The sequence below is a fragment of the Nitrospirillum goiasense genome, from assembly GCF_034427435.1.
In the GTDB taxonomy this organism is placed as follows: domain Bacteria; phylum Pseudomonadota; class Alphaproteobacteria; order Azospirillales; family Azospirillaceae; genus Nitrospirillum.
Genome location: NZ_JAXQNP010000003.1, coordinates 1,013,823 through 1,028,837, shown reverse-complemented (window position 1 = coordinate 1,028,837; position 15,015 = coordinate 1,013,823). Strand labels below are relative to the sequence as shown.

General features: G+C 70.3%; 8 protein-coding genes and 1 riboswitch. Of the genes, 6 read left to right on the top strand and 2 right to left on the bottom strand.

What is annotated here, in order from left to right:
* Positions 1–6 precede the first annotated feature (6 nt).
* Positions 7–4,122, bottom strand: coding sequence for a DEAD/DEAH box helicase (locus ULB03_RS18940; RefSeq protein WP_322484656.1), 4,116 nt, complete (start codon positions 4,120–4,122; stop codon positions 7–9).
* Positions 4,123–4,490: 368 nt separating this feature from the next.
* Here ULB03_RS18940 and ULB03_RS18935 point away from each other — a divergent pair, with 368 nt between their 5' ends.
* The 4 genes from ULB03_RS18935 to ULB03_RS18920 all read left to right on the top strand — a co-directional run bounded on the left by ULB03_RS18935 (position 4,491) and on the right by ULB03_RS18920 (position 11,569).
* Positions 4,491–7,157, top strand: coding sequence for a TonB-dependent receptor (locus ULB03_RS18935; RefSeq protein WP_322484655.1), 2,667 nt, complete (start codon positions 4,491–4,493; stop codon positions 7,155–7,157).
* 55 nt (positions 7,158–7,212) lie between these two features.
* Complete coding sequence (locus tag ULB03_RS18930) at positions 7,213–7,710, top strand: RNA polymerase sigma factor (RefSeq protein ID WP_322484654.1); 498 nt, start codon at positions 7,213–7,215, stop codon at positions 7,708–7,710.
* A complete protein-coding gene (locus tag ULB03_RS18925) occupies positions 7,707–8,681 on the top strand; it encodes a FecR family protein (RefSeq protein WP_322484653.1) in 975 nt (324 codons plus the stop codon). Before ULB03_RS18930 ends, ULB03_RS18925 begins: the two co-directional genes overlap by 4 nt.
* A 107-nt stretch (positions 8,682–8,788) precedes the next feature.
* Entirely contained in the window at positions 8,789–11,569 is a 2,781-nt protein-coding gene (locus ULB03_RS18920) for a TonB-dependent receptor (RefSeq protein ID WP_322484652.1), read from the top strand.
* 3 nt (positions 11,570–11,572) lie between these two features.
* Here ULB03_RS18920 and pseG read toward each other — a convergent pair whose 3' ends face one another.
* Complete coding sequence (gene pseG, locus ULB03_RS18915; protein WP_322484651.1) at positions 11,573–12,673, bottom strand: UDP-2,4-diacetamido-2,4,6-trideoxy-beta-L-altropyranose hydrolase; 1,101 nt, start codon at positions 12,671–12,673, stop codon at positions 11,573–11,575.
* 75 nt (positions 12,674–12,748) lie between these two features.
* Between pseG and ULB03_RS18910 the strand changes: the two genes are divergently transcribed.
* Together ULB03_RS18910 and ULB03_RS18905 are read left to right on the top strand one after the other, a co-directional pair.
* The gene (locus ULB03_RS18910; protein ID WP_322484650.1) at positions 12,749–13,831 is read left to right on the top strand and encodes a 3-oxoacyl-ACP synthase III family protein; all 1,083 of its coding nucleotides are present in this window, start codon (positions 12,749–12,751) and stop codon (positions 13,829–13,831) included.
* Between the two features lie 3 nt (positions 13,832–13,834).
* On the top strand, positions 13,835–14,758 hold the full coding sequence (locus ULB03_RS18905; protein WP_322484649.1) for a heme-dependent oxidative N-demethylase family protein: 924 nt from the start codon (positions 13,835–13,837) through the stop codon (positions 14,756–14,758).
* A gap of 95 nt (positions 14,759–14,853) precedes the next feature.
* Positions 14,854–15,010, top strand: a riboswitch (FMN riboswitch).
* The last annotated feature ends 5 nt before the right edge of the window (positions 15,011–15,015 follow it).

Here is a 15,015-nt window from a genome sequence, read left to right as displayed (position 1 = left end):
CGCCGCTCAGCCCACACCGCGGATCAGTTCCAGCAGGTCCTCGTCCGACAGATGGCCGGCGGCGTCGGCGCCCTGCAGCAGGGCGTCGGCCAGGTCGCGCTTGCGGCCATGCAGGGCCACGATGCCTTCCTCAATGCTGCCCTTCAGGATCAGGCGGTAGATGGTGACGGGCCGGCGCTGGCCGATGCGGTGGGCGCGGTCCGACGCTTGGTCCTCCACGGCGGGGTTCCACCACGGGTCCAGGTGGATGACGTAATCGGCCGCCGTCAGGTTCAGGCCCACGCCGCCCGCCTTCAGGCTGATGAGGAACAGGTCGCCCTCGCCGGCCTGGAAGGCAGCCACCCGCCGCTGGCGCTCCTTGTCCGTCAGGCTGCCGTCCAGCAGCTTATAGGTCACGCCGGCGCGGTCCAGCGCGGTGCGCACGCGGGCCAGGTGGCCGACGAACTGGCTGAACACTAGGGCGCGGTGGCCGCCCTCGCGCAGTTCCTCCACCAGTTCCAGGAAGGCGTCCAGCTTGGCCGAGGGCAGGTCCGCGTCGGCCGCCACCAGGTCGGGATGGCAACAGGCCTGCCGCAGGCGGGTGATCTCCGCCAGGATGTGGATGCGCGACCGCTCGCCCGACATCTCCTCCAGCTTTTCCAGGGCGCGGCGGCGCAGGGCCTCGTAAAAGGCGATCTCCTCGGCCCCGCGTTCGATCAGCAGGGTCTGCTCCGTGCGTGGCGGCAGTTCGGACAGCACCGAGGCCTTGGTCCGGCGCAGCAGGAAGGGCTGCACCACGGTGCGCAGGGCGGCACGGGCGCCCGGGTTGCGCGCCGCCTGGATGGGGGTGCCGAAGCGCTGGGCGAAGGCCTTGCGGCTGCCCAGCAGGCCGGGGTTGGTGAACTGGAACAGGCTCCACAGCTCATCCAGGTCGTTTTCCACCGGCGTGCCGGTCAGGGCCAGACGAAAGCCGGCGGTCAGGGCGCGGGCGGCCTGGGCGCGGCGCGTGTCCGGGTTCTTGATGGCCTGGGCCTCGTCCAGCACGGCCACGGCCCAGGGAACGGCCGCCAGCTTCTCCTCCTCGCGGACCAGCAGGCCGTAGGTGGTGACCAGCACGTCGCCGGGCCCCAGGGTTTTCAGCACCTCCCCCCGCCCGCCCGTTTCGGCCAGGCGGTGGACGGTCAGGCCGGGGGCGAAGCGGGTCAGTTCGTCTTGCCAGTTGCCGGCGACGGAGGTGGGCGCCACCACCAGCAGGGGGCCGTCGCCCGCCTTGGACGCCATCAGGGATATCGCCTGCACCGTCTTGCCCAGGCCCATGTCGTCGGCCAGCAGGGCGCCCGCCCCCCAGCGCGCCAGGCGGCTCAGCCAGAAATAGCCCTGCGCCTGGTACTCGCGCAGTTCGGCGGTCAGGCCGTTGGGCAGACGGGGCTGCCAGGCCGCCGCGTCATCCAGGTTCTGGATGAAGGTGCGCCAGGCGGTGTCGACCTTGGCTGACGCCGCCTGCTCCACCAGGTCGCGTAGGGCGGCGCCCGCCGCGCGCGGCACCTTCAACCCCGTTCCGCCCAGGCGCAGCAGACGGTCCAACTGTTGGCGGAAATGGCGGTCCAGGGCCACGAACTGGCCGTCATCCAGGGGGACGAAGCGGCCCGGCGCATCCTCCAGCCGGGTCAGCAGGTCCTTCAGGTCCAGCACCAGACCCTCGTCCACGGTCAGCGACCCGGCCACGGCGAACCAGCTTTCTGTGCTCTTGACCGTGGTGTTGAAATGGCTGGCGCCGGCCTCCGCGTCGCGCAGGGTCAGCTTCTGCCCCTCCGGCCATTCCAGGGCCGGCGGCTGGGGCAGGGCCTTCAGCTCGCTCAGGAATTCCAGCGCCGCGCTCAGGCCCTCCAGTTCCCACTCCCAACCCTCACCGCCCAGGCTGGGACAGGCATCGGCCAGGGCCTGGGCCAGACGCTCCTCCGCGGCCAGGTCGCGCAAGGCGCGGCGGCCCTGGCCCGTGACGCGTCGGCTACCCTGTCCCGGCACGAAATGCGGGCCGTCGGGGCCCAGCGGCCGCACGATCAGCGATACCTTCAGCCCCGGGTCCAGCAGGCGCAGCCGCACCACCGGCGCCGGGTCGCCCTCCTCCGTCCGCCCTTCGTCCAGTTCCGTCGCGTCCACCCGCACCGGCAGGTCGGGCAACTGCCGCCGCGCGATGGCGGACAGGCGGTCGCGGGCCGCCGCCGGCACGGTGATGCCCTCGCTGCCCAGCACGCGGGTCGCGGCCACGGCCTTGTCATCAATCACCACCACGCGCCAGCGCGTGGGGCTTTCCACCTCGATGACGGCGTCGGCCTCCGTGGCCGGGTGCGACAACGCCAGGCGATAGCCACCCCGGGCCTTGGCCAGCACCAGCTCCGCCTTCGCCGCCACCAGTTCCACCGGCGGTCCCGGCTCGCGCCGGTAAAACACGCGCGGATGCCCCACCAGGGCCGGCAGCGCGTCGCGCGGCGGCAGGTAATACTCATAGCGGGACCGGCCATGACCCCAGCCATCGTAATCCCGGGCGATGGTGGCGATGACCCGCCGGTCGAAATCGTCCAGATAGGACAGTTGCGCATCGCCCTGGTACAGGCGCTTCAGCGGGATGGGGCGCCCCACGCTCCAGCCCTGGGTGGGGCTTTTGGTCGGGCCGCGCTGCTGCACCTGTTCCATCGGCTCCACCGCGCCGCTGCCGGGATCGACCAGCCAGGCCAGGCGCTTGCCCGTGGTCTTCTTCTCCGCCGCCGCCGGCGGCTCCAGCAGCACCTCCAGGTTTTCCAGCGCCCGCTCCCATGCCTCCTTCACCGGCACCAGGGACAGGAAGCGCAGCCGCGTGCGCCGGTCCGGGCGGGCCAGATGGGCCTGATAGGGGGCGGGGTCGGCCGCCACGCGCTCCAACGTCTCCGCCAGAAGGTCGGCGGCCAGGGGCATGGTGGGGACCAGGCGGTGGAAGTGCAGCGCCCAGATGTCGCCATGGGCGCGGGCGGCGGGCGGATCGATGATCGCTGCGGCCACGGCCAGCAGGCCCAGGCTGACAGGCGAGGGGGTGGCCATGCGCTCCACCGCGCCCAGCGCCCATTTCAGGCCCGTGGCCGCCGCCTCCGCGTTATTGCGCACCAGATCATACAGCGCCTCCAGCGCCAACTGGCCCAACGGGGCGCCGCCGGCTGGTGCGCCCTTGCCCTGCAACAGCGTTGCCAGGGTGGCATGGTTCTGGGCCCCGCCGGCCGCCAGCAGGGCGCACAGATGCAGCAGGCCCATATAGCCGGGCAGGCCACCCTTGCGTGTCCGCGTGGCCCGCCGGCGCAGGGCCAGGGCCTCGGTGAACAGGGTGACCGCCCCGGGCGCGTCCCCGGACAGCAAGCGGTGCGCGGCGGCGAAGGCCACCGGGGCGTCGGCGGGGACGCCCGAGGCCGGGTCCAGTGGGCTCGCCAGCAGCTCCGCGAGCGCGTCCAGCCTGCCGCTCAGCAGGGTGAAGTCGGCGATCTGAGGGAAGCAGGCGGCGCGCAGCGCGGGATCGCGGCGGCAATGATCGACCAGATCGGGATAATCGGCGGACATCTCGCCGGTCGCCACCCAGTGGTTGGCCTTCAGCACCATCAGCACGCGCTGGATGGCGGGCGTCCGGGTGGCCAGCCAGGCCACGCCCACGGGCACGGTGGTGAAGGCGGCGGTGAACGGGTCCAGATCCTCGATGGGCCGCCGGGTCAGGCCGGCCACCCGGACGAATTCAGCCTCGTCATTCATCAGGATGGCCAGGCGCAGCGCCCGGGACACATCGTTCTCCACCTGGCGGAAATCCCAATAGGCTTGGGATTCCGCCGGCATCCGGGCGCGGATGGCCGCCGCCAAGGCCCGGCCCTCAACCTCCTCCAGCGCCGCGACCGCCACGGCTTGCGCCAGGGCTGGCGGGCAGGCCAGCGTTTCGTCCAGCAGGCCGCGGCGGTGCAGGTCATGCCGCGCCGTCGAGAACGCGTCCCAGGTGCAGGCCGGCCGCACCACCCGGGCCTGGTTCAGGCATTCCAGCAGGCGCTTCTTGCCGGTCGTGGGGCCGGCCAGGGCCTCAAGCCGCAGGACAGCGCGTTCCAGGGGGGGCAGGGCGTCTAGGTCGGGGAGGATCACGCTGGGATGGTCCGCTGTTGCGAGCAGGGGTTGACCATAGCGGCATCGGGTCGACGCGGGTAGCGCTCAGGCCGTCAGCATCACCAGCGTATCGGCACCGCGCCCGCGTCGGGATTTTTTTTCATTCCCCCTGTCCCCTTTTGGATCACGGGGCCCTCTTACCTAACGAGGGCAGTGGGGATGCGCGATGGCATAAAGCTTCTTAACAAATAAATAATAAATAGTGCCGGACAACCGTAACAAATATTCGGCAAAAAGGAAGATTTCCTCAGTCAATTTAACCGTGATTGGGGGAAATCATGCGCTATAATACCAAGAAAATCATCAAACGCCTTGGAGGATTACTGGCGTCCTGTGCCTTTGCCGTCATGGGTTCTGCCTATGCGGCCGATGATGCCGGGGGTGATCTGGATGAGATCGTCGTCACGGGCTATAAGCAGAGCATCGCCCGCGCGCTGGACTTGAAGCGTGACGCCATTGGCAGCCGGGAAAGCATCCTGGCCGACGACGTGGCCGCATTCCCCGACCTTAACGTGGCCGAGGCGCTGCAGCGCGTGCCGGGTATCACCATCACCCGCGACGGCGGCGAGGGGCGGCAGGTTTCCATGCGCGGGCTGGGGCCCGACTTCACCATGGTGAAGATCAACGGCATGGAAGCCCTGGGCACCACCCAGAGCATCGACGCCCGCGGTGGCACCAACCGCTCCCGCTCCTTCGATTTCAACCTGTTCGCCGCGGAACTGTTCAATCGCGTGGATGTGCTGAAATCCTCCTCCGCCCAGGATGAGGAGGGCGGTATCGCCGGCACCGTGGATCTGCGGACGCCCAAGCCCTTCGATTACAACAAGTTCACCTTTTCCACCGCCGCCAAGATGGCCTATGGCGAGAACTCGGGCGAGGTCGATCCCCGGGCGGCGCTGCTGATTTCCGACACCTTCGGCGATGGCAAGTACGGCGCCCTGTTCTCCGCCGCCTTCAGCCGGCGCAGCGTGGTGGAACAGGGCTACAGCACCGTGCGCTGGGCCAGTGGCGGCTGGAACCTGAACAACGTTTCGTCCAGCGTGGACCCCGCCATCAAGGCGCGCCTTAACTCCACCGCGGCCAACGCCCTCTATTACCCGCGCTATTTCCGCTACGACGAATATGTCCAGGACCAGAAGCGCCTGGGCCTGACCGCCGCCTTCCAGGCGCGGCCGGCGGACTGGATCGACATGGACCTGGACCTGCTGTACGGCAAGCTGAAGACGGATCGCGAAGAATACAACTTCGACGCCTTCTCCTTCGCCACGTCCAACACCAATGGCGCCGGCACCGGGCTGCCGCAAACCATCGTCGACAGCCTGGCGGTGGACGGCAACAACATCGTCGCGGGCAGCTTCCGCAACGTCGACATCCGGTCGGACAACCAGCTGTACCAGGACACCACGGATTTCTACGCCGCCAGCCTCAAGACGCACCTGCGCCCCGTGGACGACCTGAAGGTGGATCTGTTCGGCGGCTATCAGGAGGCCGACTTCCATGATCGCCAGACCGGCACCTATTTCTGGTCGCCCAACACCAGTTTCAGCTTCGACCTGCGCGACAACGACCGTGTTGCCAAGCAAACCTATGGCGTGGGCCTGACCAACCCCGCCGACTGGCAGTTCTACCAGGCCCGCCTGCGCCGTCAGATGGTCGGGAACACCTTCGGCACGGGCCAGGTGGACGCGACCTACAGCCTGGGCGATGTGGACCTGAAGAGCGGTTTGGATTGGCGCCGCTTCAATTATGACAGCACCAGCAATTCTTATGACAGCATCACCAACCTGCTGGGTCGCAACCTGCGCGGCGTGTCCCTGACCGACAGCGCCCTGTCCGGCATCGTCACCACGGTGCCCTATAATTTCGGCACGGGCCTCGGCACCTCCGGCCTGCCCAGCCGCTGGATCGTGGCGGACCTGAACAAGGTCTCCAGCGCCTTGGGCCTGGACACGGTGGCCGTTCCGGTCGGAACCGGCTTCCCGCAAGGGGTGCAGGAAACCACCAAGGCCGGCTATGTCCAGGCGGACTGGCGCAGCCAGTTGTTCGGCTTGCCTTTCACCGGCAATCTGGGTGTGCGCGTCGTGCGGACCGATACCGACTCCTATGACCGCGACCCATCCTTCCCGCCGGTGTCCTTCCACCGCGACTACACCGACGTGCTGCCCGCCATGAACCTGGTGCTGGAAACCAGCGCCGACACCCGCGTGCGCCTGGACGCCAACCGCAACGTCACGCGGCCGTCGCTATCCTCGCTGGTGCCCGCCATCTCCAGCGTCAACACCTCGGGCAAGACCGTCACCTTCGGCAATCCCAACCTGGACCCGTATCGCGCCACGTCGGTCGACCTGTCGGCGGAATGGTACTTCGGCAAGCAGGGCATCGTGGCCGCCCAGCCCTTCTACAAGAAGATCGACAGCTTCATCGTCGACGGCGTCACCACCATGAAGTACAGCCAGTCCGGTCTGCCCGCCTCGCTGGTCCCGGCCGGCGATGGCGATGTCAGCTACACCTTTTACCAGCCGGTCAATGGCCAGGGCGCCAACGTCTATGGCGTGGAGCTGATGTACCAGCAGGGGCTGGACTTCCTGCCGGCGCCCTTCAACAACCTGGGATACCTGCTGAACTACACGTACGCCCATTCCCGCGCGCAGTACAAGCTGGCGTCGGGTGGCACGGGCATGTACGACCTGACGGGCCTGTCCCGCAATTCGGCCAACGCCACGCTATATTATGAGACGGAGAAGTACGGCGGCCGCGTCTCGGTGAACTACCGGGACGGCTACCTGGCCTCCGTGCCCGGCGGCAATGGCAACGACGTGGCCGGCTATCACGGCTCCCTCAACCTGGATGTCAGCTTTTTCTACAACGTCACCGACAAGCTGAAGGTGACGCTGGAAGGGGTGAACCTGACCAACCAGGCTGAGAATGAGTACGTGGATTCCAAGGGTGACCGCGTCTATAGCTACACGCGCAGCGGGGCGCAGTACCTGCTGGGCGCGCGCTACAGCTACTGATCCGGCGGGCGCGCCGGAGGTGCCCATCGTGGCGGCGGAAATGGGACCGACCCGTATGCTGAGTTTGGGGTATCCCGATATCGTGGCCGACCTGCTGGCGGGCAACCGCCGGCTGCTGGCCTTCATCCGCAACCGGATCCGCAATCCGGCCGAGGCGGACGATGTTTACCAGGAAACCATGCTTCGCATGCTGGAACGGGTGCGGGAGGGCGATGTCCGCCAGCCCGTCCCCTATGCCCTGCGCGTCGCCCACAGCGTCATCCTGGACCGGGTCGACACACCCGTCCAGGAACCGCTGGCGGACGACCTGCCGTGCGCGTCGCCGCCCCCGGACCAGGTGGTGTCGGGCCGCCAGCGGTTGGCGGCCCTGACATCGGCCCTGCGCGCCCTGCCGCCCCAGCGTCGGGAGGTGGTGGTGCGCCGCCGCCTCAAGGGGCAAAGCCGGCAGGAGATCGCCCGCGCCATGGGCATCAGTGAGGAAACGGTGAAGAAGCATTTGACCCGGGCCCTGGCCCAACTGGCCGCCGTGATGGGCGAGGACGGCGCGGCATGACCGTCGGTTCCCCCCCTCTGTCCCCCGGCGGGGCCCCTCCCAGCGAGGCCATGCTGGAGGCGGCGGCCGACTGGGTGTTGGCCGATGAGCCCTGGACGCCGGCGCGGCAGGCGGCCTTCCTGGCCTGGCTGGCCGCCGATCCGGCCCACGCCCGGGCGACGGAACAGGTCCGGGCCCTGTGGGAGGATCCGGCCCTGGCGCAGGCGCTGGCGGAGGGGGTGCCCGCCGCGGCCAACGATGACGTCCCGCGGCCGTTTCTCGCCAGCCGGCGCCGGGCGCTGGCCGCTGGTGTCGCCGGGGTGGCCGCCTTGGCCGGCGCCGGGGCCTGGCTCCGCCAGGTGGCCTGGGATCGGGCGGCCCCGGACCGGAATGATGAATATGCGACCGCCATCGGACAGCGGCGGGAGGTGGCGCTGGCCGATGGTGGCGCCCTGGTCCTGGATGCCGCCAGCCGGGTGACGGTGGCGGGCCGGCGCCTGGATCTGCTCGCCGGCCAGGTGGCGGTGCGGGTGGCGCCGGCGGGCCAGCCCTGGCGCGCCCAGGCCCGGTCCTTGGCGGTTGAGGTGGCCGATGGCGCGTTCATCCTGGATCGGTCGGCTGGTCAGGTTGACCTGACCGTCACGGCGGGCCGGGCGGCGGCCCGCGTCGATGACCGGCACCATGACCTGACCGTGGGCGACCGGCTGGTGGTTGCCGCCGGCGGCGGGGTGGTCCGCGACCGGGTGGACCCGGGCGATGCCGATGCCTTCCGCCAGGGTTGGCTGGTGGTGCGCGACCAGCGGCTGGATGTGGTGGTGGCGCATCTGGCCCGCTATTCGCCCCGGTCGCTGGCGCTGGCGCGGCCGGACCTGGGCAAGCTGCCCATCAGCGGCCGCTTCCGCCTGGACCAGCCGGCGGACAGCCTGCGGCTGATCGCGGGGCTGTACGGCCTGCGGCTGGGCGAAAGCGGCGACGGTTTGCGGCTGGGCTGACCTTCCGCCATCGGACGGCAATGCCACGCCATTGTCATGCGCGGTCCCTATAGTGGGCCGCCCTCCGCCCCTGGCCCCGACGGGCGCCGGGCCCCGTCGCATCCCCCATGGCATTCCGCTATCCCTTCCTCGTCGCCTGGGCCGTCCTTTTCCTGGTGCCGCTGGTCCCGGCCGGCGCCGCGCGGGCGTCCGCGCCCGACCGTGCCGCCTGGGATCTCCCGGCCGGTTCCGTGGAAACGTCCCTGCGTCGCCTGGCTGAGCGCGCCGGCCTGCCCTTGGCAGTGCGACCGGACGACGTGGCCGGGCGCACGGCGGCGGCGGTCAGCGGCGCCGTCACGCTGGAGGAGGCGCTGCGCCGTCTGTGCGGGCCGCTGGCCCTGGAGTGCCGCGTGGCCAGCGGCGGCATCCTGGTCAGCCGCGCCGCCCCGGCCGCTGCCGCCGCCGTTTCGCCGCCGCCCTCGGTCCTGCCGGTGGAGCCGCTGGATGCGCCGGAGGTGATCGTCACGGGGCGGCGTGGGGTTCTGCCGCTGTCGCGGCTGGACCTCAGCTATTCCATCAGTGTCCAGTCCAACGCCACCCTGCGGGGCGTGCCCCGGTCTGATGGCGGCGCCGCCCTGCTGGCGGCCATACCCGGGGTTTGGGCCGACACCTCGGCCGGTGTCGCCGCCAACACCATGCGGGTCCGGGGCATGCCCCTGGATGGGTACAACGGTGTCGCGGTGTTGGAGGATGGGCTGCCGGTGCAGCAGGACAGCAGCCTGCCCTGGGCCGACGTGGACCAGTATTTCCGGTTGGATGAGACGGTGGACCGGGTGGAATATGTGCGTGGCGGCCCATCCTCCGTCTTCGCCAGCAACGCCGTGGGCGGCACCTTGAACCTCATCACCCGCGCCCCGGCCCAGCCGACGCAGGTGGCGGCCGTCACCGTGTCGGACCGGGGGCTGCGCCGCTTCGACGGCTATGTCGGCGGCCCGCTGGGGACTGATGGGGCGGAGGACGGTGTGGTGGGCGGCGGCTGGTCCGCGGCCCTGGGCGGGTATTGGTCCCGCAACGCCGGCGTGCGCGACCATGTCAGCAACCTGGATGGCGGGCAGGTCCGTCTCAGCCTGGCGCATGACCTGCCAACCGGCACCCTGCGGTTCAACGTCCGGCGCCAGGACGACGCCACGTTCAACACCTCCTCCATGCCGCTGCTGTCCACGGCGGACGGCGTCACCGGCGTGTCCGGTTTCGATCCGCTGTACGGCAGCTGGTTCGGGTCCGACCTGCGGACCCTGACCCTGAAGGATGGCAACGGCAGCCGCCAGGTGCCGTTCGGCCATAACAACGTCAACCGGCTGACGGCCGGCACGATGCTGTGGGACCAGGATGTGGATGAGGACACCCGCCTGGCGGTGAAGGCCCGGCTGCGCCGGTCCGACACCTGGCGCTATTCCATCGCCTCCAGCGGTGCGGCCATGACGGCCGGCGACATGCTGGCCACTCTGTGGCCGCAGGTGGCCGCCGCCTACCCCGGGGCCGACAGGACCACCCTCAGGTATGCCAAGCCCCAGGCCGGCGACGGCCCCATCCCGCTGGACAGCCTGGTGGCGCGGGTCGCCCCGACCGAGGCCGACATCGGCATTAGCGAGGCCATCCTGGACGTGTCGCTCAGCGGCCGCCGTCTGCTGTGGGGTGAAACGCATGATGTGACAGCCGGGCTTTATGCCGCCGGCGATCGGATGGATTACCGCCGGCACATCGCCAGCGCGCTGGTCCAGGCGCGAAGCCAGGGTCGCCTGCTGGATGTGGTGGCGGTGGATGCCGCCGGGCGGGTTCTTAGCCAGGTCACGGATGGCGGCGTGCTGAACGAGAACGCCACCTATGAGCATACGGCCGGGGATACCGGGGCCCTGGCCCTGTACCTGGCCGATGAATGGCAACTGGCCCCCGACTGGCGCCTGGACTTAGGCATCCGCCAGGAGCGGCAGGCCTTTTCCGGCGTGGTCGAGGGGGTGCAGACCGTGGATGTGGGCGGTGCCGCGGCGCTGGCCGACAACGCGGTGGCGCAGGGCACGGGACAGTATCAGGGGTTCGGCCGGCACTATGACGCCACCGCAGTCTCCGCCGGCCTGTCCTGGCGGGCGGCGGAGGACACCGGCCTGTTCCTGCGGGGAACCCGCACCTTCCGCGACCCCGGAATCGGCAGTTTCCGCAACACCGTGACACCCGACGGCCTGGTCGTTCAGCGGGTCAGTCAGGCCGAGTTGGGCGTCAGCCATGAGACGGTGGCGACGGCGGCCTACGCCACCCTGTTCTGGAACGATTTCGACAACATCTCCTTCGGCGACCAGTATACGGACGCCAGTGGCGCCCTGGTGCGCAGAAGGTTGAACGCCCAGGCCCGCACCGTGGGGGTGGAGTTGGAGGGAAGCTGGCGGCCGCTGGAACTGCTGTCCGTCTCCGCCACCGCGACCTTGCAGGACCCCCGCTTCGCCCATTACGTCTTCCATGACACCCTGGACGATGGCGGCCAGGCCATCCGCAGTTTCGACGGCAACCTGCCCCGCCGCATCCCCCGGGTGATGACCAGCCTGCGGCCCCAGCTGACCTTGGCCGACGGTGCCGTGTCGCTTGAGGCGGACTGGCGCTTCCTGGGCAGCCGCTATGGCGATGACGCCAACACCCTGGCGCTGCCCGCCGTCCACCTGCTGGGCGCCACGCTGACCCTGCGTCCCCGTGACGGTGTCGAGGTGATCGTGCGCGGCAGCAACCTGACCAACGCCCTGGCCATCATGCAGGGCGACGCCAACGCGGGCGAGATCGTGGCCAGCCGCAACGGCGGCCTGGTCACCGCCCGCGCCCTGCCCGGCCGGGCGGTCGAGGTGACGCTACGCCTGTCCCGCTGAACGCTATCCCGCTGACGCCTGCGCCACATCCAGCAAGGCCTGGGCGATCCGCACCGCGCCCCTTCCATCCACACTTTGCCCATCGGCAATGCGGTGGCTCAGGGCCGCGCGGGCGTCGCTATCGGCCCACAGCGCCAGGGTGGCCGCCGTGATGCGCTCGGCCGCCTCCGCCCTGTCCATGCCGCGCGCGTCGATGACCCGGGCCTTGGCCGATGCCGCCACGGCGCCGGCGCTGCTGGCCTGGTTGTCCGCCACCACCACCAGCAGGGTGGGCACCGCCAGACAGGCCAGCTCTCCCAGCGTGCCGCCGGCGGCGGACAGGGCCAGGCCGGCGTCGCGCATCAGGTCCGCCATGCGCGGCGTTTCCACATGAACCACCGTGTTGGGGAAGCGCTCCCCGGCCGTGCGGATGCAGTCGGTGTTGGGGTTGCTGCCCCCCACCACCACGTCCAGGCCCACGCCGTCGGGCAGGGCCGGGGCCAGGCGTTTCAGGCAGGGCAGGGTCAGGCCCGCCGGGTCGGTGCCGCCGAAGGTCAGCAGCAGGCGGCGGCGCTGGTCCAAGGGCGGCAGGGCCTGGCCGCGCGCCCGGCGGAACTCCGCCCGCAGGGGGGCGTAGGCGGGGCCCAGGGCCAGCACGGCGTCCGGATTGGCGGCGCGATAGGCGGCCTGGTTCACCGCCGCACCCGGGTTCACGATCAGCCTGGCGTGCAGGGGCCGGGTGCCGGGCCCGTCGTCGAAGGCCATGACCGGCACGCCCTGGGCCGCCGTGCGGGCCGCCAATCCGGCCCGATAGGCGTCGGTGAAGTGATAGCCGTCCAGGATGACGGCGCATGCCCTGCTCCGGTCCATCTCCGCCGCCAGGCCGGCGAGATCCTCGGGCCCGCTCGCCGGCCCCGGCAGCAGGGCCACGGCGAAACCGGCGGCATCCAGCCGCCGCGCCAGGGCCGGCGGCAGGTCCACGGCGGCGAACAGGGGCACCGCCCCCCGCTCGGCCAGGGCCTCCGCCACGGCCAGGCAGCGCATGACGTGGCCGGTGCCCATGGACGCGGTGGCGTCGGCGCGGATCAGGACGGTGGGGCCGGCGGGTATGGGGGACGCGATCAACAGAGGGCCTTTGGCATCGGGGCGGGAATGGCCATACTATAGCAGCTCAGGACACTTCTCTCAGGGCGGGTTGCGGTGAAGGCCATCGTCGAAGGCGTGCGGATCAAGGGCTTCCGGGCCGTGGTGCCGAAGGAACGGCATTCCTATCTGGAAGACCACACCCTGTTCACCGAGGAAGAGGCGCGCAAGCTGCACGCCACCATCGGCGTGGCGGAACGGCGCCTGCTGCCCCGGCCCTACATGGCGTCCGACATGTGCGTGGCGGCGGCCGAGGGCCTGATGCGGCAGTTGGACTGGGACCCGGCCTCCGTCGACCTGCTGATCTTTGTCAGCCAGGACGCGGACTACGTCCTGCCCGTCACCGCCGCCATCATCCAGCGCCGCCTGGGCCTGCCCACCACCGCCGCCGCCTTCGACGTGCCGCTGGGCTGTTCCGGCTTCGCCTACGGCACCTGGATGGCGTCCCGCCTCCTGGGCGGCAGCACGGCGCGGCGCGCCCTGGTGCTGGCGGGCGACAACTCGGCCCGCTGGCTGCGCCCTGATGACCGCGCCACCCTGCCCCTGTTCGGCGACGCCGGCAGCGCCACGGCGCTGGAGGTGGATGCCGACGCGCCGCCCATCCACGCCATCCTGGGCACCGACGGAAGCGGGGCCAAGCACATCTTCGTGAAGGCCGGCGGCAAGCGCGACTGCCTGATCCCGGGCGAGGAGCCCTGGTCGGAGGAGGAGCACAAGCGCCTCTACCGTGATGCCCGCCTACACCTGAACGGGGCGGAGGTCTTCACCTTCACCCTGCGCTCCGTTCCGCCGCTGCTGCGCGAGGCGATGGAGCATGCCGGCGTGACGCTGGACGATATCGACATGATCGTCCCGCACCAGGCCAACCGCATGATGCTGGACCACATCCGCAAGAAGATCGGGGCGTCGCCCGAGCGCTTCCTCATCGATATGGAAAAGTTCGGCAACACCAGCTCCGCCTCCGTGCCCCTGGCCATCTGCCACCGGCTGGGGCCCATGCTGGCGGAAGGCCCGAAAAAGCTGCTCATGGCCGGTTTCGGCGTCGGCTGGTCCTGGGGCACCCTGGTGGCGGAGGTCGGCCCCATCGCCGAGCCGACGCTGGCCGAACTGCCCGAGGATTTCGCGCCCCTGGACGTGTAAGGCGTGGCCGCCTGGACCCTGCCGCCGGAACAACCGTGCTGGCCGTTCGATGCCGGTGACTGGCGCATGGCCATGGGCCTGATGGCCCTGGACCCCGCCCGTTGGCTGATGGTGGACGACAGCTGTCCCGCGCTGCTGGCCGAGCGGCGCGTGTTGCTGACTAACCGGCACGGGGCCGTGACCGGATTCCTGCCGGGCAGCCACGATGCCCAGGCGGAAGTGCTGGCATTGATGGCGGATCATCTGCCCCGCCATTTCCCCGGCGCCTATGCCCGCGACGGTCGCCACCTCACCTGCCACCTGACGGGGGAGACATGGGACCTGGACGCGGCCGCCCCCAATCCATTGGAGGTGGCCGGCCGGCTGGTGGCGGAGGATTTGTGTCTGCTGCTGCCCGGTGACGACGGCGCGCCGGTGCTGGCGGCCGCCGTGCTGTGCTTTCCCAACCGCTGGCGGCTGCGGGAGAAGCTGGGCCGGCCCATGGCCGGCATCCACGCGCCCGTGGCCCTGTACGGGGAAAAGCTGGGGCGGCCGGTGGACCGCTTCCTGGAAACCTTGGCGCCGGAACGGCCGGTCTGGCGCATGAACTGGGGCCTGAACGACGACCCCGCCCTGTTCCAGCCGGAGGAGGTGGCGCACACCGCCGCCGATGCCGCCCTCACGCCGGACAACGCGGGGCACCGTCTGTTCCTGCGCATCGAGCGCCAGACCCTGCGCCGCCTGCCCGCCACCGGCGCCATCCTGTTCACCATCCGCACCTATCAGCGCGCCCTGGCCGACCTGACCGGCGCAGAAGCGGCCCAGGTCGCGCACGTGCTGCGCACGGTGCCGGAGCCGGTGGCCCGGTATAAGGGCCTGCCGCGCACCGCCGGCCCCGCCCTTGCTTTCCTGGATCGTGTGGCGGCGCGGGCGACCGACCCGTCATAAGGCTCATGAGGAAATTCAAACCATGCCCCCTGTTGACAGGGCGGGCGCATGGTTGTCCTATCAACCTGTCATCCGGCGCCGCCGGATGGCGATACGCTTGTTCTCAGGGCAGGGTGAAAATCCCGACCGGCGGTATCCCCTCCTGACGGAGGGGGAGCCCGCGAGCGCCCGGGGGCGGTAACGCCCACGGGGTCAGCAGACCCGGTGAAATGCCGGGGCCGACGGTTACAGTCCGGATGGAAGAGGATGAGCCGGCC

What these genes read in the sequence shown, in the direction of transcription:
- ULB03_RS18935 (WP_322484655.1), top strand. Translation starts at nt 4,491, where the DNA reads ATGGGTTCTGCCTATGCGGCCGATGATGCCGGGGGTGATCTGGATGAG.
- ULB03_RS18930 (WP_322484654.1), top strand. Translation starts at nt 7,213, where the DNA reads ATGCTGAGTTTGGGGTATCCCGATATCGTGGCCGACCTGCTGGCGGGC.
- ULB03_RS18925 (WP_322484653.1), top strand. Translation starts at nt 7,707, where the DNA reads ATGACCGTCGGTTCCCCCCCTCTGTCCCCCGGCGGGGCCCCTCCCAGC.
- ULB03_RS18920 (WP_322484652.1), top strand. Translation starts at nt 8,789, where the DNA reads ATGGCATTCCGCTATCCCTTCCTCGTCGCCTGGGCCGTCCTTTTCCTG.